The organism is Kitasatospora sp. NPDC092039, from assembly GCF_044756065.1.
In the GTDB taxonomy this organism is placed as follows: domain Bacteria; phylum Actinomycetota; class Actinomycetes; order Streptomycetales; family Streptomycetaceae; genus Kitasatospora.
The window spans coordinates 305,798-325,384 of sequence record NZ_JBIVSD010000001.1 but is presented as its reverse complement, the minus strand read 5'-3'; the positions used below and the strand labels follow the sequence as shown (position 1 = coordinate 325,384).

The window sequence follows — 19,587 nt, the reverse complement described above, 5'->3', positions numbered from 1 at the left end:
CGCACCACGCTCCGCCCGTCCACGAACCCCGAGACCGCCGTACGGACGGCGCCGGTCCCGGCCGGCACCTCCGCGCCCACGCCGAACGGTCCGGGCGACGGAGTGGTCCAGCGTGCCGCCGTGCCCGGCACGGCCGGGACCGGTACCGCCGGGCCCGCCCGCCCGGTCCTCGGCGCGCCGTTGACCGCGCTGCCCGCGAGCGCCACCCCGGTGGCTGCCGACGGCCCCCGGCGTTCCGGCGCCGCCTCGGGCGCGCCCGCGATGCCCGCCGCGCCCGCCATGCCCGTCGTCCCCGCTGACACGGGTGCCACCGGCCGCGAGTCGGGCGGGCCTGCCGACGTCCGACCGCCCGGGTCTCCGTCCCCGTCCCAGTCCCCGTCCCCGCCCTCGGCTTCGACCTCGTCTCAGACCCGCCGCGTCCGCACGGGCGGCGGACCGGGCAGCCCGGTCCCGCCCCGGCCCGATCGAGGGCCCGCCGCCGGCGCGTTCGTCCAGCGTGCTCCGTCCGGGGCCGCTACGCCCGCGGCCTCCTCCGCGCCGACCCCCGAGCGCCCTGCGCCGGACCGGTCGGCCCGGCCGACCTCGGCCCGGCCGACCTCGACCCCGGCCCACCGGGGTGGGACCGCCGCCGGCGCGTCCGTCCAGCGCGCGCCGTCCGGGTCCGCTACGCCCGCGCCCTCCTCCTCGCCGGTGCACCCCGACCCGGCCACCGCCCGTACGCGCGGCGGCCTGGGTGCGCCGCTCGACGCGCTGCCGCCGACGGCGGCCGTGGCGGGAGGCGCCGCTCCACTGCTCGGTGGGAACCGACCGGTCCGGCGCCGGATTTCGGGCCCGGCCTCGGGTGCCGCCGCTCCCGCCGTACCGCCCGCCGCACTTCCCGTCGGCGCCTCGCCGGTGGCCGGTGAAGGGCTGCCCGTGCAGCGTGCCGCCCGGCGTCCCGGCGACGGCCCGGCGGAGAGCGCCTCCTTGTCCCGGACCGGTGATGACGGACGGTCGGCGGATCCGCTCACCCCGGCCGCCGGTGGCCGGAGCACGCACCCGGGCGCGGACCGAGCCCACCGAGGACCGGCGGCCGGACGCCCGCCGGTCTCCGACGCCCCGCAGGGGACGACGGGTACCGCGGCCGCGGGCCCGATCGCTCCCGGCGTCCGCACCCGGCCCGTCGGCACCGCGCCCGGAGGCGGCAGCCGTCCGCTGGTTCCCGTGACGGTCCCCGCGCGTCCGGCCCCCGGCGGCCTCGGCGTGCAGCGGGCCGTCCGACTCACCGGCCGGCGGCGCGGGTTGCTCGGCGAGCGACGGATGACGGTCTCCCTGGCCGCCCCGCCGGCGTCGCCCGCGGCCCCCACCTCCGCACCCGTCGGCGCCCGCCAGGCGCCCGCCCGGCCCGTGGTCCCCGCCGTCTGGCCCAACGCGCTGGCGTCCCGTCCGGACGGCGAGTCGGCGGCCGCACCGGCCGCGGCCGCGACCACCCCGCAGCGCTCACGCACCCGGCACTCGCCGACCGCCGGTTCCGGTCGTGCCGCCGCCGGGGAGCCGGGCTCCCCGGCGGCTCCGGCACGGCCCAGCGCCCCGGGGACGGCCGCCCTGCCGAGCCGCCCGTCCGCAGCCGCGGCGCCGCGCGGGGTGGTGGCCGCCGTGCAACGCGCCTTCTCCCGACGTCCGTCGGAACGAGCGGCCGCTCGGACGGCGGCCCGGTCGGCGCACGCGGGCCCGGCGGCCTCCGCCGCCGCCCCGGGCGCGCCCGCACCCGGCCGACTCCGCGTGGGAGCACCGACGGTGAGTGTCCCGGCACCGCCGCGGGCCGTAGCCGCGCAGGCGGGCCGCCCCGCTCCGCACCGGCACGCCGGCACGCCGACGTCCACCGGGCGCCCGAGCTCCGGCATCCCCGGCAACATCCCCGGTGCTTCCGGTTCGCCGTCCGCCACGGCGGCCGCCCCCGCCCCGCCGGTGGTCCGCCTCAGGCCCGTACCGGCCCCGTCCGTCCAACGTCTCCCGGCCACCTCCCGGCCCCCGCAGCCCGCCCCGGCACAGCCGCCCGCCATCCCGGGCATGGCAGCCACGGCGGCTCCGGTGGTCCCGGCGGCTCCGCAACGCGCCACCGCACCCGCGCCCGTGGTGTCCCGGGCCCTGCCGGCCGGCCCCGCCGCCACCGGCCCGTCCTCGCCCGCCACCGCACGGCTGTTGCAGCAGGTGGCCGAGCGGGCGGGCCTGACCGGGGTGCCGCTGACCGCCGTGCCCGCGCGCACGCCCACCACCGTGCAGCTCGCCGGATCACCGAGGGCCGCCACGCCCGCGGCGAACGCGGCCGCCGGGCACACGTCCGCCGCGCACGCCCCCGCCTCGTCCTCGACGAAGGCCCCCGGCGGACCACCCGCCGGGCCGCACGCCGACCCCTCCGACCTCGACGAACTGGCCCGGCGCCTGGTCGAACCGGTGGGCCGGCTGCTGCGCACCGAACTGCGCAGGGGCCGGGAGCGCAGCGGCAAACCGTACGACATGCGCCGCTGAGCCGGACCGCGACGCGGAACAGCGCGCGGACCAGAGGGTGGACCAAGGCGGACGGCCGACAACAAGCCGCAGCGACGTGACCGGAAGCAGGGAGCGGAACCGATGACCGACAACATCTTCGCGTCCAGTGTGTTCTTCAGTCTGACCATCGGAGGCAACGACCTGGGCGAGTTCACCACCTGCTCGGGACTCGGCGCCCAGGTGGAGATCGAGCAGTACGCGGAGGGCGGCAACAACGGCTTCGCCTGGCAGCTCCCGGGCCGCATCACCTGGTCGAACATCACGCTGAGCCGCGCGGTCACCGCGGACACCACCAAGATCGCCCGCTGGCTGGCCGAGATCGTCCGGAAGGTCGAGCCGAAGGACGGCGAGATCGTCGCGCTGCGGCCGGACCTGAGCCGGATCGTCGGCTGGCAGGTGCAGGGGATCGTCCCGGTGCGCTGGGAGGGCCCGTCCTTCGACCCCGCCAGCTCCCAGGCCGCGATGGAGACCCTGGAGATCGCCCACGCGGGCCTCCGCCCCTCCTGACCCCGCCCCTCCTGACCCCGCCCCGCCCGACCAGCCGTCCGCCCACCGGCCCCCCGCCACCCGACCCACGGAAGGAGCACCAGGATGTCCCCAGCGGTCCCCGCGAGCGTCACCCGGGCCCAACTGACCATCATGGAGCCACCGTCCACGGTCGGCGCCCAGCCCGGCGGCACGCTCGCCCAGCTGCGGCTCCAGTTCAATCCGGCGACCCTGGTGCTGAGCAAGACCACCGAGTGGCGGCGCACCCCGTCCCGGATGGCGGGGGAGTCCGCGCTGCCCGAGTTCGTCGGCAGCGGTCCGCGCTCGCTCTCCCTCGACGTGTTCCTGGACTCCACCGCGACCCACGACAACTCGGTGGAGCGGGCGGTGGAGCAGCTGATGACGGCCTGCGTCCCCACCCCGGCCAGCCTGGCGCGCAAGACGCCGGCCAGCCCGTGGATCCGGCTGGACTGGGGCACCCTGAAGACCACGTCGTTCAACGGGGTGCTGACCGGCCTCTCGGTCACCTACTCGCTCTTCGACGTCGACGGGAAGCCGCTGCGGGCGGTCTGCTCGCTCACCATCGACGAGGCCAGCGTCGACCCGGCCGGCCAGAACCCGACCTCGGGCTCGCCGGAGGCCCGCAGCACCCACCGGGTGGTCGCGGGCGACAGCCTGCCGCTGCTCGCCTGGCGCGCGTACGGGGACGCCACCGCCTGGCGCACCATCGCCGAGGCCAACGACATCGACGATCCGCTGGTGCTGGTCCCCGGCGCGGAGCTGATCGTGCCGGGCGCCGAGGAGCTCACCAGGAGCGGACCGGCCCGCGGCGAACTCACCCCGGGCGGACGGTCATGACCACTCCCGAGGCCCGCGGCGGCCGGTCCTTCGCCGCGGATCCCGTCGTCGAGGCGCCGGGCCCGCTGCCGCCGGTCTGGGTGACCCAACTGGTCTCCTGCGACATCGAGGAGAGCGTCGGCCTGCCCGACACCGCGGTGCTGTCCTTCCGGGACGCGAACCACACCTTCCTGTCCGCCACCGGGATCACCATCGGCACCCCGCTGAAGGTGTCCGTGGTCACCGTCCAGGGGAACACCCGGGCGCGGCTGTTCACCGGCGAGGTGACCGCGCTGGAGCTGGAGGTGGACACCACGGGCTCGTACACCGTGGTGCGGGCCTCGGCGGTCACCCACCGGCTGATGCGCGGGCGCCGGGTGAAGGCCTTCCGGAACATGACGACCGCCGACATCGTCCGCGAGGTCGCCGCGGGCGCGGGCCTGACCTGCGGGAAGGTCGACTCCTTCCCGGTCGTCCACCAGCAGCTGTCCCAGGCGAACGTCCCGGACTGGGAGTTCCTCCAGTTCCTGGCGCAGGAGAGCGGCGCCCAGGTGCGGGTGGACGACGACGGGAAGCTGGAGTTCGTCCGGCCCGAGCCCGCCTCCGGCGCACCGGCCCCCTCCACGCCCGCGCCGCAGAACCCGCTGGTGCTGGAGTACGGGCGCAACCTGCTGGAGCTGCGCGGTGTGCTGACCGGCGCCGGCGGCGCGGACACGGTCGAGGCGCGCGGCTGGAACGTCACCACCAAGCGCGCGCTGGTCGCCACCGAGCCCGCGGTGACCTCCCGGACGGTGCAGCCGGGGATGAGCCCCTCGGCGGTGGCCTCCGCCTTCCCCGGCAAGGCCAAGCTGACCGTCGCCGACACCCCGTACCGCACCCAGGCCGAGACCGCCTCGGTGGCCCGGTCGCTGGCCGCCTCGGTGGCGTCGGGCTTCGGCGAGCTGGAGGTGGTCGCCGAGGGCAACCCGCGGCTGCGGGCGGGCACCGCGGTCGCCCTGGGCAACGTCGGCGCCGCGTTCTCCGGCCGCTACACCGCCACCGGGGTGCGCCACCTGCTCGAACCGTTCCGCGGCTACCGGACCACGGTGGTGGTCAGCGCCGCCCCCGACCGCTCGCTGGCCGGCCTGACCAGCGGCGGCAACGCGCCGCCGCGCGGGCCGCGGATGCCGGGCCTGGCCGTCGGGGTGGTCACCGACGTCCGCGAGCCGGGCGGCGGGCAGCGCGGCTGGGTGAAGCTGAAGTTCCCCTGGCTGGACGACACCTACGTCTCCGACTGGGTGCGCACCGTGCAGTGGGGCGGCGCCGGCGGCGGCGGCGTGGTCAGCCCCGAGGTCAACGACGAGGTGCTGGTCGGCTTCGACCAGGGCGACCTGGACAGCCCGTACGTGCTGGGCGGGCTCTACAACGGCGTGGACCGGCCCTCCCCGCACGACGTGCCGCTGGTCGATGCGGCCTCCGGCAAGGTCAACCGCCGTTCCGTGGTGTCCCGTTCGGGCCACCGGATGGAACTGCTGGACGTGCCGGGCGGCAGGTCCGGCGTCCGGCTGGCCAGCGGGGACGGCAAGCTGGAGGTCAGCCTGGACCAGCAGCGCGGCGAGATCGTGCTCACCGTCCACGGCCTCGGCGGCGCGGCCGGCAGCACGGTGCGGCTCTCCTCCGCCGGCATCACCCTGGACGCGGGCACCGGCGCGGTGAACGTGCGCGGCGGATCGGTCACCGTCCGGGGCACGTCCTCCGTCACCGTGGACGGCGGTGCCCAGGCGGTGCTCAAGGGGGCGTTCGTGCACATCAACTGACGGATCGTCAAGAAGCAGTGGCAGTATGTCGAGTGGCCCGAACGAGCCCCACGAAGAAAGGTATGGACCGCCCATGCCCCCCGCAGCCCGGACCGGCGACCTCACCGACCACGGAGGCGCCCTCACCACCCCGCCGCCGGGCGCCCCCCGGGTGGCGACCGTGCTGATCGGCGGCCGTCCCGCCGCGGTGGTCGGCACCCTGCACGCCTGTGCCGTCCCCCCGCACCTGGCCCTGGGCCCCGGCAACGTGGTGGTGCCCTCGACGGGCGCGGTCACCGGCGGCGTGGTGCTGATCGGCGGCCTGCCCGCGGCCCGGTGGGGCGACAAGACGGCCTGCGGCGCCACCGTCACCAGCGGCGCGTTCAACGTGCTGATCGGGGGCGGAGCATGACCGGTAGCTTCATAGGCCGCGGCTGGGCCTTCCCGTTGCGGGTGAACGCCACCGGCGGCATCGGCATGGTGGACCGGGACCGGGAACTCGCGGAGGCGATCCGGCTGATCCTCGGCACCGCCCCCGGCGAGCGGCCGATGCGCCCCGAGTTCGGCTGCGGCATCCACGAGTACGTCTTCGCCCCGGGCGACGGCACCACCGCCGGGCGGATCGCCCGCGAGGTGCGCATCGCGCTGGAACGCTGGGAGCCGAGGATCGAGGTCGACGACGTGGTGATCGCCTTCGACAGCGTCGAGGAGGGCACGCTCTACATCGACGTCCACTACACCGTGCGGGCCACCAACGACCGCCGCAACCTGGTCTTCCCCTTCTACACCATCCCGGAGCACCCCGCCGTGGAGTCCGGCGCGACGGACGGGGGTGCGCGCTGATGGCCCTGCCCTCCCCGAACCTGGACGACCGCCGCTTCCAGCAGCTCGTCGACGAGGCCAAGCGGTACGTCCAGCAGCGCGCCCCGGAGTGGACCGACCACAACGTCTCCGACCCGGGCGTCACCCTGATCGAGACCTTCGCCTACCTGGTGGACCAGCTGCTCTACCGGCTGAACCGGGTGCCGGAGAAGAACTACTCCGCCTTCCTCGACCTGCTCGGCATCCGGCTCTTCCCGCCCGCCGCCGCCCGGGCCGAGGTCGACTTCTGGCTCTCCGCCCCGCAGACCGAGACGGTCCTGCTGCGGGCCGGTACCGAGGTCTCCACGCTGCGCACCGAGGCCGACGACGCGGTGGTCTTCTCCACCGCGGAGGACCTGCCGATCATCCCCAGCTCGCTGGAGCGGATGGTCACCGTCTCCGCCTCCGGCGAGCAGTCCGACTGCACGGCCCGGCTGGCCGACGGCGCGGACGTGCCGTGCTTCCAGCCGAACCCGGTGCCCGGGGACGCCATGCTGTTCGCCCTGCCGGCCGTGGTGCCGCGCTGCATCCTGGTCGTCCGGCTGGACAGCCGGGTGGAGGGCGTCGGCGTCGACCCGCGCCAGCCGCCGCTGGCCTGGGAGGTCTGGGACGGCGCGGGCTGGGTCGCCTGCGAGACCGGCGAGGACTCCACCGGCGGCCTCAACCGGCCCGGCGAGGTGGTGGTCTTCGTGCCCGCCGGGCACACCACCTCGGTGGCCGCCGGGCAGCGGGCAGGCTGGCTGCGCTGCCGGGTCACCGAGCCGGAGCCGGGCCAGCCCTTCTACTCCGAGTCCCCGACCGTCCGCCGGGCCGAGGTGTTCACGATCGGCGGCACCGTGACCGCCGTCCACGCGCAGACCGTCACCGACGCGCCGCTCGGCGCCTCCGAGGGCGTCGCCGGCCAGCGTTTCCGGGTCGCCCGGCCGCCGGTGCTGCTCGACGGCGAACCCCCGGTGGTCGAGGTCTCGGCCGGTGACGGCTGGGATTGCTGGACGGTCGTCGAGCACTTCGGCGAGTCCTCGCCGACCGACCGGCACGTGGTGCTGGACGCGACCACCGGCGAGTTCCTCTTCCCGCCCGCCGTCCGGGAGCCCGACGGTTCCCTGCGCGCCTTCGGTGCCGTGCCGCCCAAGGGCGCCCGGCTGCGCGTCCCGCGCTACCGCACCGGCGGCGGAACCGCGGGCAACGTGGCCCGCGGCACCATCACGGTGCTGCGCAGTTCCGTCCCGTACGTCGCCCGGGTGGACAACCGGGAGGCGGCCCGCGGCGGGGTGGACGGCGAGACCGTCGAGAACGCCAAGGCCCGCGCCCCGCACCAGTTGCGCCTGCAGGAACGTGCCGTCACCGCCGGGGACTTCGAGCTGATCGCCCGGCAGGCCGCGCCGTCCGCCGCCCGGGTCCACGTGCCGGCCGGCGGGGGCGAGGCGGGAGCGGTGCGGGTGCTGGTGGTCCCCGACGCGGTCGCGGACGAGGGCGACCGGCTGCGCTTCGAGCAGCTGATCCCCGACGAGCAGGTGCTGGCCGCGATCGCGACCGCCCTCGACGAGCGGCGGCTGATCGGCACCCGGCTGGTCGTCCAGCCCCCCTCCTACCAGGGGGTGACGGTGGTGGCCCGGCTCACCACCCGCGCCGCCGACCCCGACCGGGTCCGCGAGGAGGTGCTCGCCGAGCTGTACCGGTACCTCAACCCGCTGTGCGGCGGCGCCGACGGCGCGGGCTGGCAGTTCGGCCGGGCGGTGCAGTACGGGGAGGTGTTCGGGGTGCTCCAGCGGGTGGCCGCGGTCGCGGACGTCGAGGAGCTGCTGCTGTTCCCGGCCGACCCGATCACCGGGCGCCGGGGCGAGCCCGCCGAGCGGGTCGACGTCCCGGCGGACGCCCTGGTCTTCTCCCACCAGCACCAGGTCGTGGTCAACGCCGTCGCCGAGGACGGTGGGTCGTGACGCGCGCCGCCGTCCCCGGACTGCCCAGCCCGCACCCGATCGGCGACCTGCTGCCCGCGCTCTACGCGGACGACGACCTCGCCCAGCGGTTCACGGCAGGGCTGGACACCGTCCTCGCCCCGGTCTTCGCGACCCTGGACAACCTGCCCGCGTACTTCCGGCCCGCCCTCGCACCGCCCGACTTCCTGGACTGGCTGGCGTCCTGGGTCGCGGTCGAGGTCGACCCGGCCTGGCCGGTGGAGGTGCGCCGCGCGGTGGTCGAGCGCGCGGTGGAACTGCACCGCTGGCGCGGCACCCGGCGCGGTCTCACCGAACGGCTGCGGCTGGTGCTCGGCGCCGGAGCCGAGATCGTGGACGGCGACGGCGCCTGCTGGTCCACCGACCCGGACGCCACTCTGCCGGGCGCGCCGACCGACGAGGTGCTGGTCCGGGTCTGGCCGCTGGGCGACCAGGCACCGGACGAGGACCAGGTGCGGTCCGTCGTCAGGGCAGGCTGCCCCGTCCATCTGACCTGCCGGGTGGAGATCCTGCCCGGCCCACCCGGGCGAGCGGAGGACTGACGGATGCCGGTGTGCCCCGAATGCGGAACGGCCAACGGCGAGGGGGACGACTTCTGCGGCAACTGCGGCGCCTACCTCGGCTGGTCGCGCGGCACCGCCGCCGCCCCGACGGCTCCGGCCGCCCCGACGGCCGGGCCCGTGGCCGTACCCGCGCCGGCGCCCGTACCCGCGCGGGCCGAGCCCGAGCCGGCGCCCGCGCCTGCCCCGGAGCCGGCCGCCGAGCCCGCTCCGGATACCGCGCCCGCTCCCGCACCCGTCGAGACCACTCGCCGGAGCGCCACGCGCCGGACGGCCCGCACCCGGGCGGAGGCAGGGGGAGCGGCCAAGGACGACGTCAAGGCGGAGGCCGAGGACGAGGCCAGGGCGGATCAGCCGCCCGCCCCGCGTGCCGAGCCCCCCGCCGCCCCCGAGCCCACATCCGGCGCCGAGCCCCCGGCCGCCCTCGAGCCGTCGCCCCCGCCCACCGCCGAGCCCGTCCGCCCGGGCACCGCCCCGGTCCGCCCGGGCACCGCCCCCGTACGGTCGGGCACCGCCCCCGTACGGCCGGCCCCCGCGCGCACCGCCGGTCCCGCCCCCGCCCCGCAGGCCGACCCGGTGGCCGTCCAGCCAGCCAAGCCCGTCGCGCCCCGCCCGGTCAGCCGGGCCGTCGAGGTCGTGGAGACCCAGGACGGCCCGCCCTGCCCCCGGTGCGGCACGCCCAACCTGCCCGAGCGGAAGTTCTGCCGCCGCTGCGCCGCACCGCTCACCCCCACCGAGGCCGCGCCCGAACTGCCCTGGTGGCGCACCCGTTGGCCGTTCCGGCGCCGAGTCCGGATCGGCGGCTCGGGCAACGCGCTGCGCCGCACCATCGCCCTGCTCGCCCTGGCCGCGGTGGTCGTCGCCGGGATCCTGCTGTACCCGGCCGGCCAGCGGGCCTTCCAGGACGTGCTGGACAAGCTCCGCGGCACCGCGCCGATCACGCCCGCCGCCACCTCGGCGAGCGCCGCCGTCGAGGGCCATCCCGCGGCGGCCGCCGACGACGGCCTCAGCAACACCTACTGGGGCGCACCCGCGATCGGGGACTCCGTCACCTTCTCGTTCCGTACCCCGTTCCGGCTGGTGGACCTGATCGTCCACACCGGCGACTCGGTGGACCCGCAGCACTTCCGGCAGCAGGGGCGGCCGGTCGTCCTCACCCTGGAGGTCACCTCCGAGGACGGCGAGGTCCACACCCAGCAGGTGCAGCTCAACGACCAGCCGGGCCCGCAGACCGTGCCGACCGGCGTCAGCGACGTCACCCAGGTGAGGCTCACCGTCAAGGAGGCCGCCGGAACCGGCCCGGGCCGCGCCATCGCGCTCTCGGAGGTGGAGTTCTTCAAGCGCACCTGATCCCGCCGCCCGCCACCGGAGAGGTGCCATGGTCTTCCGGATCCACTTCACGGCCCAGGACCTGGCCAGGACCCGGCTGGCGGATCCGATGCCGTTCGCCGAACTCAACGCCGCGGTAAGGGCCTTGCGGCGGCGGAGCCACGCGGCACGGCTGGACGCGTGGCGGCGCGGCGTCCTCGGCAGGCTGCCCGGGGTCGTGATTCGGCCCAGGCCGAATCAGCTCGAGGAGCGGCCCGGCGGCCCCGGAGACTGAGGACCGGGCGCCGAACGCGCCCGCTCCACCACGTCACCGTTCCCCAGGAGGTCTCCCATGCGGTTCGCCCGCAAGGCCGGCATCGCCCTCGCGGCCGGCTTCGCCGCCGTGACCACGCTCCTCGCCCCCGCGGCGAACGCCCAGTCGGTCATCGAACCGGCGCCGGCCGACTGCCCCGCGTACTACTTCTGCGGATACGCGGACAGCAACTTCCACAACCTCAAGTTCAAGTTCAAGGACTGCTACCTGCAGGAGATCCCCGACGGCCTGAACAGCGGCGGGTCCTGGTACAACAACCAGTCCGCCGGCACCAGGGCGAAGATGTACGGCAAGTCCAAGAACCTGATCTACACCACGCCGGGCGCCCCCTCCAGCGACCGCTACGGCGACTGGGGCCCGGTCTGGTACATCGACGCCTGCTGACCCCGCTCGCCGGGCCGGGCGCCCGGGGCGGCCCCCCCCCCCCCCCCCCCCCCCCCCGCCACCCCCCCCCCCCCCCCCCCCGGCGCCCCCCCCCGCCCCCCCCCCCAGCCCCCCCCCCCCCCCCCCCGCCCCCCCCGCCCGCCCCCCCCCCCCGGGCCCCCCCCCCCCCCGGGGGGGCCCCGGGGGGGCCCCCCCCCCCCCGGCCCCCCGGCCCGTTCTTCCGAACCCGGGCGGACGCCGGGACGAAACCGCGGTGCCGGACGCATGGCCCGCCCGGATCCGGCAAGGCGCCCTGGGTGGCGGCCGCGCCCCGGTGCCGGGCCGCCGTGTCGCGAGGACCGAGGAGGGCATCACCATGGTCATCCGCCATCCGTCGGAGCGCAGCCGGTCGGGCAAGGGCCGGTTCGAGCGGCTCGCGGAGGCCGCGTCGAACCTCACCAGCGCCCCGGCCTTCTACGCCCTCTGCGTCCTCCTGGTGGTCGCCTTCTACGCGGTCCACGCCGCCGGGCTGTCCGTGTCCTGGCAGATCCTGGTCGGGGACACCATGACCGCACTGAACCTGCTGCTCCTGGCCCTGCTGAAGAACACCGAGCGCCGGGCCGAGCACGCCGTCCAGCGCAAGCTCGACGCCATCGCCGTCGCGCTGCTGCGGCAGATCGACGGGCAGGTCCCGGAGGGCGCCCGCACGGAGGAGACGGAGCGCGTCCGCGCGGAACTCGACCAGGCCATCGGCATGGAGGAGGAGGTCTGAGCCGCCGGCCCGGCGCGCTGGGCCCGGCGCGCCCGGAGCGGCGGCGGGACTGGGCCGAACGTGCGGGCGCCGGGGCCACGACGCCGCCGCACCGCCTCCGCCGGGGCCCGCCCCCGTACCGTGGGCGCAGCCTCCGCCCGCGGCCCCGTGTCGCGCGGACACCGGGAACGCGGGGGAGGGCCACGAGAAGGGGAGGGACGGTTTGCGGGCGCGTTCCGTGGCGGAGCCGGGGCAGCGGATGCCGATCCTGATCCGGTACGGCCACCGGTCCTGGCTGGTGCCCCTCGCGGTGTTCGCCCTGGTGGTGGGCGTGGACGCGGGCACGCCGGTCTCGTTCGCGTCCGTCAGCTGGCTGGTGATGGTCCCCGTGGTGGCCGCCGGGCTCTGCGGGCCGGCGGCCACCACGCTGTTCGCCCTCCTCGCCGTCGCCGCCTACCCGGCCCTGGACAGCATCTGGGGCAAGTCGCAGGGGACCGAGGACTTCCTGCTGGTGATCGCCGGGGCCGTGCTCTCGGTGCCGATCAGCGGCTTCCGCGCTCAGGCCGCCGCCTACGTCCGGCATCTGCAGGGCGTGGCCGAGACGACCCGGCAGGTGGTGCTGCGCCCGGTGCCGCCGGGGTGGGGCGGCGTGGACTCGGCGGCGCGCTACCTGGCCGCGGACGTCGAGGCCCGGGTGGGCGGCGACTTCTACGACGTGCTGGCCACCCCGTTCGGGGCCCGGGTGATCCTCGGCGACGTCCAGGGCAAGGGCCTGCCGGCCGTCTCCGCGGCGGCGGCCCTGGTGGGCTGCTTCCGGGAGGCCGCCTTCCACGAGGCGGACCTCGCCACCGTCGCGGCCTGGCTGGAGGAGCGGCTGCACCGGCAGAACGTGCTGGTGGAGCGCTTGGGGGAGCGGGAGGAGCGGTTCGCCACGGCGGTGGTCGTCTGGTTCCCCGCCGACGCGCCGGGGGAGGTGGAGGTGGTCAACTTCGGCCACGACAGCCCCCACGTGCTCGGCCCCGCGGGGGTGCGGCAGCTGCCGCCGGGCGACGGCGCGCCGATCGGGCTGGCCCAGCTGGCCGGCGGGCTGCCGGAGGTGCGGCGGCTGCGCCTGGGCCCGGACGAGACGGTCCTGATCGTCTCGGACGGGGTGACCGAGGCCCGCGACCGGGCGGGTGCCTTCTTCTCCCTGCGGGACCACCTGGAGCGGCTGGCCGGCACTCCGGGGGCGGCCGACCCCGGGCGCCTGGTCGACGAGGTGGCCGCCGCGGTCGTCCGGCACACCGGCGGCCGGCTGGCGGACGACACCGCGCTGCTCGCCGTGCGGGCGCCCCGGGTGGAGCCCCCCGGCGCCGGCGGCGGTCAGACCGGGGGGACGGGCCGCAGCCGGTAGCCGTCCCCGTGGGCGAGGACGTGCCCGGCGGTGGGCGGGGCGAAGTGGGTGCCCAGCAGCAGGGTGTCCGTGCCGGCGAGGGAGGCGAGCAGTTCCCGGCGGGTGGTCTCCGACCGCCGGGGGTCGATGTCGACGCAGGCGCCGATGGCGGGATGGGCGAGCTGGACGGGGTGGTGGACGCAGTCGCCGGTGATCAGCGCCGTCCGGCCCCGGCTGGTCAGCTCGACGGCGACATGGCCGGGGGTGTGGCCGGGGGTGGGGAGCAGGCGCAGGCCGGGGAGGAGCCGCAGGCCCTCGGCCGGGACGTCGACCAGGTCCAGCAGGCCGGCCCGTTCGACCGGGAGCACGGAGTCGCGGAACATCTGCCGGCGCGCCTCCTCCATGGCGTACCCGGCCCAGAACTCCCGTTCGGCCCGGGCGGTGACGTACCGCGCGCGGGGGAAGGTGGGCACCCAGGCGCCGTCCGCCTCCCGGGTGTTCCAGCCGACGTGGTCGGCGTGGAGGTGGGTGAGGACCACCAGGTCGACGGCGTCCGGTGGGAAGCCGGCGGCGGTGAGGCGCCGCGGGTAGTCGGTGCGCAGGTCGTGCCAGGCCGGGTCGGCCCGCTGCTTGCCGTTGCCGATGCCGGTGTCGACGAGCACCCGAAGCCCGTCCAGGACGAAGGCGAAGCTGTGGCTGTGCAGGCGCGGCACGCCGTCGGCGTCGGCGAAGTGGGGGCGCAGCCAGTCCTGGCCGGCCACCACCTCGGGGGTGGCGCCGGGCAGCAGCCACCGTCCGGTGGCGGGCGGCAGCGGGACCTCGTCGATGCGGTGGACGGTGAGGTCGCCGACCGTCCAGGACGGGGTAGGGGCAGGGGGCATGGGGGAGGCTCCTCCGCTGTAAAAGCCATTCGTTTGCGTTAGTGCGACGGTAGAACCTACAGTCGCGTTAACGCAAACGCTTAGCTTTTGGTGCTGGCGGGCGCCTCACTCGGCTACCCCGCCTCCCCGCCTCCCCGCCTTCCGCCCCGCCCGAACGATCAGGAGCGCGTCCATGTCCTCCCCCGAACTCACCCCGCCCGAGGCGGCCCGCTGGGCCGCCCGGGCCGGACTCGACCTCCCCGCCGAGCGCCACGCCGAGGTCGCGGCCACCGCCGAGCACATCCGTTCCGTCGTCGCCGTCCTGCGCGAGCTGGACTTCGGGGACACCCCGCCCGCCGCCGCCTACCGCGCGGGAGAGGAGCACCCCGATGCGGCCGTATGAGCTGACCCTCGCCGCCGCCGCGACGGAGATCCGGGAGCGGCGGCTGTCCCCGGTGGAGCTGGTCGACTCCGTCCTCGGCCGCATCGACCGGGTGGAGCCGCACCTCGGCGCGTACGTCGCCGTCGCCGCCGAGCAGGCCCGCGACGCGGCGCGCGAGGCCGAGCGGGAGATCGCCCGGGGCCGCTACCGGGGGCCGCTGCACGGCGTCCCGGTGGGGCTCAAGGACCTGATCGACGTCGCCGGAACGCCCACCACCGCCAGCTCCCGGGTCCGCGACGGCCACCGCGCGGCCGCCGACAGCACCGTCGCCGCCCGGCTGCGGGCCGCCGGCGCCGTCCTGGCCGGCAAGACCCACACCCACGAGTTCGCCTACGGCCTGACCACCCCGCAGACCCGCAACGCCCGGGACGGCGGCCGGGTCGCCGGAGGCTCCAGCGGCGGATCCGCCGTCGCGGTGGCCGCCGGGACGGCGACCTTCGCCCTCGGCACCGACACCGGCGGCTCGATCCGGGTGCCCGCCGCGCTGAACGGGGTGGTCGGCCTCAAGCCCACCTACGGGCTGGTGCCCCGGCACGGCGTGACCTCGCTGTCCTGGTCGCTCGACCACGTCGGGCCGATCACCCGCACCGTCGAGGACGCCGCCCTGGTCCTGGCCGCCCTCGCCGGGCACGACCCGCGCGACCCGGCCTCGGTGGCCGCCCCCGCCGTCGACTACCGGCCGGAGCGGGAGCCGGATCTGACGGGCGTGCGGGTCGGCGTGCCGCGCGACCACTACGTCGACCACGTCGACGCCGAGGTGGCGGACGCCGTCCACCGCGCCGTCGCCCGGCTGGAGGCGCTCGGCGCCCGGCCCGTCGAGGTCGGCATCCCGATGGCCCGCTACCTCGTGCCCACCCTCTGGGGCCTGACCGCGCCGGAGGCCGCCGCCTACCACGCGCGCACGCTGCGCACCGTGCCCGAGCTGTACCAGGCGGACGTCCGGGTCCTGCTGGAGGCCGGCGAACTGATCGGGGCGGGCGACTACCTGCGGGCCCAGCGCGCCCGGACGCTGATCCGGGCGGCGTGGGCGCAGGCCCTGGCGGAGGTCGACGTGATCGCCGCCCCGACGGTGCCGACGACGGCGGTCCGGGCCGGCCAGCAGACGGTCGGCTGGCCGGACGGCACCACCGAGAGCGTCTCGGAGGCCTACGTCCGGCTCTCCGCCCCGGCCAACGTCACCGGCGTGCCCGCGCTGTCCGTCCCGGCCGGCCGCGACGCGGCGGGCCTGCCGATCGGCCTGCAGCTGCTCGGGCGGCCGTTCGACGAGCGGACGCTGCTGCGGGTGGGCCATGCCTACGAGCGGACGCAGCCCGCGTGGACGCCCGCCCCGGTGGTCTGAAGCCTTCCGGACCGAGAGGGCTCGTCCCGCGCCCCGTCTTAACGCAATGCGCGGCGCTTTAAGATGACGGTATGAGTCCTCGGCAGATGGTCCGCCCGGGCGGGCGCAGCGCCCGGGTCCAGGAAGCGGTGCACACCGCGGTGCGCGAGCTGCTCGCGGAGGTCGGCCGCGAGCAGCTCACCGTGCCGATGGTCGCCCAGCGGGCCGGAGTCACCCCGTCCACCGTCTACCGCCGGTGGGGCGATCTCGCCGAACTGCTGTCGGACGTCGCGGTGGAGCGGCTGCGCCCAGACACCGAGCCGCAGGACCGCGGCGACCTGCGCACCGACCTCACGGCCTGGACCGAACAGTTCCTGGACGAGATGGGCTCCGCCTCCGGCCGCGCCTACGTCCGCGACGCCCTGCTCGGCGACCCCGACGGCGGCAACGCCGGCCAGTGCTCGGCCTACGCCGCCGAGCAGCTCGACCTCGTCCTCGCCCGGGCCCGCGCCCGCGGCGAGGACGCCCCCGGGGTCGAGACCGCCATGGACCGCCTCGTCGCCCCCCTGATGTACCGCATCCTCTTCCGCCCCTCCGGCCTCGACGCCGCCTACGCCCGCCGGCTGGTGGCCGGTCTCCTCGACGCGCCCGACGCCCCGTGAACCGACCTGAGTGACCGTCAAACCCCTTGGCCGGAACCCGGATGTGCGCGGTGCCGCCCGGGCCCGTGCGTCCCGGCCGCGCTCGGCGGACCGGGGGCGTGGGCGAGCCGGCCGCGGCCGGCCTCGGGGGCCGGGTCGTCCTGTTCGAGCGCAACCGCGGCGGCGGCGTGAGCACCACCGCCCAGAAGGCGCCGAACTCCGGTTACGGCGCCTGGCAGGACCTCGGCGGCAGCGTCCTGGACCACCCGTCCGCGGTCGTCGACGGCGACGGCGTCCTCCATGTGTTCGCCATCGGTACGGACGGCCGCGTCCACTACCGCGCGGGCCGGACGCCCACCGCCTTCGACACCTGGCAGAGCCTGCCGCTCTGACCCGGCCGCCGGACGCCGGCTACGGAAGCGGCTGCTCCGGCGGTGGGGCGAGCAGCATCGGCCAGTCGCCGTCGGGACCGAGAAGGCCGTCGAGCGGGAGGTCCGGTGCGGCGGTGAGGACCACCGTGCCCTCCGCGAGCCGGTCGGCCGCCTCCGGGTCGACGGCGGTCCCGGCGCGCAGGACGACCACGGCCCGCGGGTCGGCGGCCGAGCGCAGCGGGAAGCCCGCCGGGTCCGTCTCCGTGCGCTCCAGGACCGCCGGGTGGACGGCGACGGCGACCGTCAGCCGGCCGTCGGCGTAGGCGTGTTCGGCCCAGCCGTCGGTACGGACCAGGTGCCGGACCTCGTCGCCCTCGTAGCAGTGGGCGCCGAGCCGGTCCACGGCCCGTTCCCCGGGGGTGCCGTCCGGGTCGACGACCAGGACGGCCACCGGGGCGTCCGGCTCGTCCGGGTCGAGGCCGGGACGGACGTACAGACGGGCCATGGCGGCACCTCCGGGATCGCGTGCGGATCGGGCACCGGCCAGTTCACACCGGGCCGCCGACACCGTCGCCGGTGGGGCCGTCAGCTCGCGCCCATCAGGCGGTACATGCCGATCGAGTCGTGGGCGGCGGTGTCCGCGAAGCCGAACTTCTCGTAGAGGAAGCGCGCGGGGCCGTCCGCGATCAGCGAGACGTACGCGGTGGCGGGTGCCCGGCGTTCCAGTTCCTCGGTGAGCGCGGCCATGATGCGCCGGCCGAGGCCGCGGCCCTGGTGGGCGGGGTGGACGCAGATGTCGGTGACCTGGAACGCGGTGCCGCCGTCGCCGATGATCCGCCCCATGCCGACGGGCTCGCCCTCGTGGTGGAGGACCACGCCGTACCAGGTGTTGGGGAGGGCGAGGGCGACCGCCTCGGGGGCCTTGTCGGAGAGGCCGGCGTCAGTGCGCAGGCGGCGGAAGACCTCGACGGTGGGGACGCCGGGACGGATCTCGTAAGGGTCGCTAATCGGCTTCATGACTTACATGCTACCCGCTCGGCCCTGTCGGCCGGCCCCGGCCGCTCGGGTGAACGCGCGGCACGACATGCCGCACCGGGCGGGGGGCCGCGGGGGCGGGGGCGATGATCGCCGGGTTCCCCGAGCCCACCCCGTCGGAGGCGGACATGCGGATTCCTCTCCTCGCCGGCGCGTTCCACGGCCTCGGCCAGCGGCCGCGCGCCGAACGGCCGCCCGCGGAGGTGGCGGCGTGACGGCGCTCGGCTTCGCCTGCACCGGGGTGCGCTCCGACCCGTACGCGGCCGGGCCGACCCTGGTGTTCCGGCTGCGGATCACCGCCCCGGCCGACACCCGGGTGCACGCCCTCGCCCTCCACTGCCAGCTGCGGATCGAACCCGGCCACCGGCCGTACGGCGACACCGAGAGCGGGCGGCTGACCGACCTGTTCGGCGGAAAGGAGCGTTGGGCGGCCACGCTCCCCCCGATCCGGTTCGCCACCGTGCCGTTGCTGGTGCCCGGCTTCACCGGCGCCACCGAGATCGACCTCGCGGTGCCCTGCACCTACGACCAGGAGGTCGCCTCGGCCCGCTACTTCCGGGCGCTGGACGGCGGTGAGGTGCCGATGCTGCTGCTCTTCTCCGGCACCGCCTTCGCCGGCCCCGACGGCTTCCAGGTCAGCCCGGTGCCCTGGGACCGCGAGGCCCGGGTGCGGATGCCGGTGCGGGTCTGGCGGGAGGCGATCGACCGGCACTTCCCCGACAGCGGCTGGCTGCGGCTGCCGGACGACGTCATCGACGAGCTGCTGGCCTACCGCTCCCGGCGGGCCCTGCCCTCCTGGGAGGCGACGGTGCGCGAGCTGCTCGCGGCGGCGGCGATCGGCGGGACGGCCCCGTGAACCGCTATCCGGAACGGATCGAGCACGGCTTCGCGGCCGCCCGGCGGATCGCCGACGCGGTGCTGCTGGAGGGCCACGCGCTCTCCCCGCACCGCGCCCCGGCGGCCGAGGGCCGACTGGGCCGGCACTCCGGCGTCCTGGTGCCGCCCGAGTACACCGCGCAGGGCGGCGAGCACTCCCACCAGCGCACCGACTGCCTGATGGAGGCGCGCGGCGGGGACGTGCTGGCGGTCGAGCTGCGTTTCCTGCGGGTCCAGCGGCGCACCGTCGAACGGGCCACCGCCGCCGGCTTCGAGTCCGTGGAGCGGTTGGAGCTGGCGGACCGGGAGCTCGTCGAGGGGGACGAGGGGGCCGAGGAGCGGTTCGAACTCGTCTTCCACGTCGAGGAGTTGGATGAGGGGGTGGTGCAGCGGGCGTTCCGGCTGCCCGGCGTCGGCGAGACCGGGCTGGTGCACGAGCGCGGCGCCGTCGTCGGCCGGGTGGTGCGGCGGCGCGAACAGGTCGACGGCCTGGTCCGGTTGCGGGCCGAGGCCGTGCCCGGCCCGTACCGGGCGCAGCGGTTGGTCGTGGACGTGGAGAACGCCTCCGCCTGGATGCCGCCCCGCCGGGCCACCCGCGACCAGGCGCTGCCGCGCTCACTGGTCTCCACCCACCTGCTGCTCGGGCTGGAGCACGGCGCCTTCCTGTCGGTCGCAGCCCCGCCCGAGTGGGCCCGCCCGGCCGTCGAGCGGTGCCGCAACGAGCGCACCTGGCCGGTGCTGGCCGGGCCGGACGGCGGACGCCGGGTGGTGCTGTCCTCGCCGGTCGTCCTGGAGGACCACCCGCGGATCCCCCCGGAGGGCCTCGGTAGCCGGAAACCGGAGGCCCGGGGCGCCGACGAGCGGGCCGAACGGCCCTGACGGCCGCCCCCGGGAGGGCGCGGGTGCGGTG

At 76.7% G+C, this 19,587-nt stretch carries 22 protein-coding genes; 19 read left to right on the top strand and 3 right to left on the bottom strand.

The genetic code is table 11. The features are described 5' to 3' along the window. The first annotated feature begins 2,049 nt into the window (after positions 1-2,049). From ACIQI7_RS01390 to ACIQI7_RS01330, 13 genes are all read left to right on the top strand, one after another. Positions 2,050-2,508 (top strand): hypothetical protein, encoded by a 459-nt coding sequence (locus ACIQI7_RS01390; protein ID WP_401103741.1) that lies wholly within the window; start codon positions 2,050-2,052, stop codon positions 2,506-2,508. Between the two features lie 102 nt (positions 2,509-2,610). Then, positions 2,611-3,036: a phage tail protein gene (locus ACIQI7_RS01385; RefSeq protein ID WP_387757304.1), complete on the top strand. Its 426-nt coding sequence runs from the start codon at positions 2,611-2,613 to the stop codon at positions 3,034-3,036. A gap of 84 nt (positions 3,037-3,120) precedes the next feature. Next, a complete protein-coding gene (locus ACIQI7_RS01380; RefSeq protein WP_387757305.1) occupies positions 3,121-3,873 on the top strand; it encodes a LysM peptidoglycan-binding domain-containing protein in 753 nt (250 codons plus the stop codon). Next, entirely contained in the window at positions 3,870-5,648 is a 1,779-nt protein-coding gene (locus ACIQI7_RS01375; protein WP_401103738.1) for a VgrG-related protein, read from the top strand. Before ACIQI7_RS01380 ends, ACIQI7_RS01375 begins: the two co-directional genes overlap by 4 nt. A gap of 73 nt (positions 5,649-5,721) precedes the next feature. Continuing rightward, positions 5,722-6,039 (top strand): PAAR domain-containing protein, encoded by a 318-nt coding sequence (locus ACIQI7_RS01370; RefSeq protein ID WP_401103736.1) that lies wholly within the window; start codon positions 5,722-5,724, stop codon positions 6,037-6,039. Continuing rightward, positions 6,036-6,470 carry a GPW/gp25 family protein gene (locus ACIQI7_RS01365; protein WP_401103734.1) on the top strand — a complete coding sequence of 145 codons (435 nt, stop codon included), beginning with the start codon at positions 6,036-6,038 and terminating at the stop codon, positions 6,468-6,470. Before ACIQI7_RS01370 ends, ACIQI7_RS01365 begins: the two co-directional genes overlap by 4 nt. Beyond that, positions 6,470-8,428 carry a putative baseplate assembly protein gene (locus ACIQI7_RS01360; RefSeq protein ID WP_401103732.1) on the top strand — a complete coding sequence of 653 codons (1,959 nt, stop codon included), beginning with the start codon at positions 6,470-6,472 and terminating at the stop codon, positions 8,426-8,428. The genes ACIQI7_RS01365 and ACIQI7_RS01360 overlap by 1 nt, the downstream gene beginning before the upstream one ends. After that, on the top strand, positions 8,425-8,988 hold the full coding sequence (locus ACIQI7_RS01355) for a phage tail protein (RefSeq protein ID WP_401103730.1): 564 nt from the start codon (positions 8,425-8,427) through the stop codon (positions 8,986-8,988). The genes ACIQI7_RS01360 and ACIQI7_RS01355 overlap by 4 nt, the downstream gene beginning before the upstream one ends. Positions 8,989-8,991: 3 nt before the next feature. Beyond that, positions 8,992-10,356, top strand: a complete 1,365-nt coding sequence (locus ACIQI7_RS01350) for an NADase-type glycan-binding domain-containing protein (RefSeq protein ID WP_401103728.1) — start codon at positions 8,992-8,994, stop codon at positions 10,354-10,356. Positions 10,357-10,384: 28 nt separating this feature from the next. Then, positions 10,385-10,609, top strand: coding sequence for a hypothetical protein (locus tag ACIQI7_RS01345; RefSeq protein WP_401103726.1), 225 nt, complete (start codon positions 10,385-10,387; stop codon positions 10,607-10,609). 57 nt (positions 10,610-10,666) lie between these two features. After that, positions 10,667-11,032, top strand: a complete 366-nt coding sequence (locus tag ACIQI7_RS01340) for a hypothetical protein (RefSeq protein ID WP_401103724.1) — start codon at positions 10,667-10,669, stop codon at positions 11,030-11,032. Positions 11,033-11,387: 355 nt separating this feature from the next. Further along, positions 11,388-11,783, top strand: a complete 396-nt coding sequence (locus ACIQI7_RS01335) for a low affinity iron permease family protein (RefSeq protein ID WP_401103722.1) — start codon at positions 11,388-11,390, stop codon at positions 11,781-11,783. 238 nt (positions 11,784-12,021) lie between these two features. Further along, entirely contained in the window at positions 12,022-13,155 is a 1,134-nt protein-coding gene (locus ACIQI7_RS01330; RefSeq protein WP_401103720.1) for a PP2C family protein-serine/threonine phosphatase, read from the top strand. On the opposite strand, the gene ACIQI7_RS01325 is transcribed toward ACIQI7_RS01330, so the two are convergent. Further along, positions 13,125-14,015, bottom strand: a complete 891-nt coding sequence (locus ACIQI7_RS01325) for an MBL fold metallo-hydrolase (protein WP_401103718.1) — start codon at positions 14,013-14,015, stop codon at positions 13,125-13,127. The genes ACIQI7_RS01330 and ACIQI7_RS01325 overlap by 31 nt on opposite strands. A gap of 172 nt (positions 14,016-14,187) precedes the next feature. Here ACIQI7_RS01325 and ACIQI7_RS01320 point away from each other — a divergent pair, with 172 nt between their 5' ends. The 4 genes from ACIQI7_RS01320 to ACIQI7_RS01305 all read left to right on the top strand — a co-directional run bounded on the left by ACIQI7_RS01320 (position 14,188) and on the right by ACIQI7_RS01305 (position 16,787). Beyond that, positions 14,188-14,397, top strand: a complete 210-nt coding sequence (locus tag ACIQI7_RS01320) for a hypothetical protein (protein ID WP_387757324.1) — start codon at positions 14,188-14,190, stop codon at positions 14,395-14,397. Then, entirely contained in the window at positions 14,384-15,775 is a 1,392-nt protein-coding gene (locus ACIQI7_RS01315; RefSeq protein ID WP_401103715.1) for an amidase, read from the top strand. Before ACIQI7_RS01320 ends, ACIQI7_RS01315 begins: the two co-directional genes overlap by 14 nt. 71 nt (positions 15,776-15,846) lie before the next feature. Beyond that, the gene (locus ACIQI7_RS01310; RefSeq protein WP_387757327.1) at positions 15,847-16,416 is read left to right on the top strand and encodes a TetR/AcrR family transcriptional regulator; all 570 of its coding nucleotides are present in this window, start codon (positions 15,847-15,849) and stop codon (positions 16,414-16,416) included. 98 nt (positions 16,417-16,514) lie between these two features. Next, entirely contained in the window at positions 16,515-16,787 is a 273-nt protein-coding gene (locus ACIQI7_RS01305) for a hypothetical protein (RefSeq protein ID WP_401103712.1), read from the top strand. Positions 16,788-16,806: 19 nt separating this feature from the next. On the opposite strand, the gene ACIQI7_RS01300 is transcribed toward ACIQI7_RS01305, so the two are convergent. Together ACIQI7_RS01300 and ACIQI7_RS01295 are read right to left on the bottom strand one after the other, a co-directional pair. Further along, positions 16,807-17,271, bottom strand: a complete 465-nt coding sequence (locus ACIQI7_RS01300) for a hypothetical protein (RefSeq protein WP_401103711.1) — start codon at positions 17,269-17,271, stop codon at positions 16,807-16,809. Positions 17,272-17,351: 80 nt separating this feature from the next. After that, positions 17,352-17,783: a GNAT family N-acetyltransferase gene (locus ACIQI7_RS01295; protein ID WP_401103709.1), complete on the bottom strand. Its 432-nt coding sequence runs from the start codon at positions 17,781-17,783 to the stop codon at positions 17,352-17,354. A 229-nt stretch (positions 17,784-18,012) separates the two neighbouring features. On the opposite strand from ACIQI7_RS01295, the gene ACIQI7_RS01290 reads away from it, so the two are divergent. Then, a complete protein-coding gene (locus tag ACIQI7_RS01290) occupies positions 18,013-18,657 on the top strand; it encodes a DUF6084 family protein (protein WP_401103708.1) in 645 nt (214 codons plus the stop codon). Beyond that, positions 18,654-19,556: a hypothetical protein gene (locus ACIQI7_RS01285; RefSeq protein WP_401103706.1), complete on the top strand. Its 903-nt coding sequence runs from the start codon at positions 18,654-18,656 to the stop codon at positions 19,554-19,556. Before ACIQI7_RS01290 ends, ACIQI7_RS01285 begins: the two co-directional genes overlap by 4 nt. Positions 19,557-19,587: the final 31 nt, after the last annotated feature.